The sequence below is a fragment of the Vibrio sp. 10N.222.55.C6 genome, from assembly GCF_041473395.1.
Lineage (GTDB): Bacteria > Pseudomonadota > Gammaproteobacteria > Enterobacterales > Vibrionaceae > Vibrio > Vibrio crassostreae_C.
Genome location: NZ_JBFRSD010000981.1, coordinates 1 through 282 on the forward strand (window position 1 = coordinate 1; position 282 = coordinate 282).

Annotated in this window: 1 protein-coding gene; it reads left to right on the top strand. The window is 49.3% G+C overall.

Annotated features, from left to right (window positions below; translation table 11 throughout):
* A partial coding sequence (locus AB4486_RS27160; RefSeq protein WP_372119890.1) for an HlyD family efflux transporter periplasmic adaptor subunit occupies positions 1-282 on the top strand: 282 nt, incomplete at both ends.

A 282-nucleotide genomic window follows, 5' to 3' on the forward strand; every position in this document is an offset into this window, starting at 1 on the left:
ATTGCAGGCGAACTTGTTGCGCATCGATGCATCGGTAAAAGGCAACGAACTGAAATTGGTGAAGTCGACAGTGCTTGCGCCTTATTCTGGAACCATCGCGACGCGCTTTGTTTCGCTCGGAGATGTGGTGAATGTGGGTAATCCAACTCTTACACTGCTCGCTTCTGAGGGCAAAGAGGCCTTCATCGGTATTCCTGCTCACCAAATGCAAAAAGTCACCTCACTTTCTTCGCCTAACATCCGAGTTGGGAGAACAGATTATGCCGTGGAGCTATTGAATCC